This window comes from Emticicia sp., from assembly GCF_049241225.1.
Lineage (GTDB): Bacteria > Bacteroidota > Bacteroidia > Cytophagales > Spirosomataceae > Emticicia.
Map to the genome: position 1 here is coordinate 1 of NZ_JBMLRC010000045.1, position 1,394 is coordinate 1,394.

2 protein-coding genes and 1 pseudogene are annotated in these 1,394 nt (G+C 38.3%); all 3 read right to left on the reverse strand.

Going from position 1 to position 1,394, the window contains the following annotated elements; all coding sequences use genetic code 11:
- Positions 1–454 (reverse strand): annotated as a pseudogene (locus ACOVO2_RS03050) (hypothetical protein); the annotation flags it as partial.
- The gene (locus ACOVO2_RS03055) at positions 429–995 is read right to left on the reverse strand and encodes a hypothetical protein (RefSeq protein WP_350263932.1); all 567 of its coding nucleotides are present in this window, start codon (positions 993–995) and stop codon (positions 429–431) included. The gene ACOVO2_RS03055 and the pseudogene ACOVO2_RS03050, both read right to left, overlap by 26 nt.
- 119 nt (positions 996–1,114) lie before the next feature.
- The coding region (locus tag ACOVO2_RS03060; protein WP_421768560.1) for an RNA polymerase sigma factor at positions 1,115–1,394 on the reverse strand (280 nt) is incomplete at its 5' end.

Consider the following 1,394-nt stretch of genomic DNA (forward strand, 5'->3'; position numbering starts at 1 on the left):
TCTTCAAAGAGTTCTTTTCATTGCTTCCCCCTTTCCAATTCCACGTATTATTATTATAATTTCCTCCTTCACGGTCAATCGTGGTTTTTATACTTACCGTACCATCAGCTTTTTTCCCTTGCACATCAACCGTACTAATAAAATTGGCGGCTCGCTCTTCAGAAGTAGCATTTGCCAGAATTGTTACCTCAACTTTAATCTCATCTTTATTCCAAAAACTCACGTTTATATCTCCAAATTGATTTTCGAGTGATACTTTATCGCTGGCCGAAAGTGAATACGAAAACGTAATATTCTTGCGGCGTTCAATCCATTCGGGCGTTGAGCATTGTACTGAGTCACCATTATTAGCGAAAGAAGTAAGTGTTAAGAGTGAAAAAAATACTCCCATTAGCCCCCCTAAATTCCGAGAATTAGGAGAAGCCGACTTATACCATTGTGTTTGTCTTTTCATTTTTTGCTTCTTTAATTTTCTGAATAATTTCTAACTGCTGATTTAACAACTCAATCTGCATACTAAGGTTTTGAATCATTGCTTTGAGCAACTCTTCTTGGTTCGGATTTTTGGGTAATTCTTGTTTAAGATTCTGGTAATTTTGGTTCAAAACCGTTAGTTCGGTATCAAACTGATGATAGAGTTCGGGGTCTTCTTTTTCGATGGTTTTTAATTCCTCACGCTTTGCTTCAACCAACGATGCAAACTGTGTCAGTTCTTTCGCATAAGTCGGACTCAAAGCCATAATTTCAGGATTCTGAGAAGCAGGTTTGGCATAATTATACGCCAAATAACCCACCATCAAAAACACCGCAAAGCCAGCCACCATTCCCAACGCAAATTTCGGTCGACTACCAATCCAATTTTGTAAACTCACGAGTTTACCTTCAGGCTTGGCATGAATGTTTTTCGCCTCTATTTTTTTCCATAAGTCAGCCGACGGCTCGTAGTCGTCAAATGCCTCACGGTTATCTCTTACAAATCTTTCTAATTTATTCATATATAATACCCAAAGCCCCTAAAAGGGATTAAAACTTAACATTAAAAAGACCACTCTCAGAAGAAGATTGTAACTCGACAGCCATCTTTTGTGGACTGTTGACTCTCAACTGTGGACTTTCATTTTATTATCTCCAACAGCCTCTTCTTTGCTCGCATGTATTGCGTGCGAGAAGTCGATTCGTTGATACCTAAAATTTTACCGATTTCTTCGTGGTCATAGCCTTCAAACAAATACAATGATAGCACTACTCTAAAACCTTCGGGTAATTGCTCCATGCTTCGTTTTATTCGCTCAACCTCAAATTTTACTTCTTCTTCATTATAATGATTCGACTGCAAATCAGCGATGTCATGTTCGTCACCATCAAATTCGTCAATATCCACGAACTGCACTTTT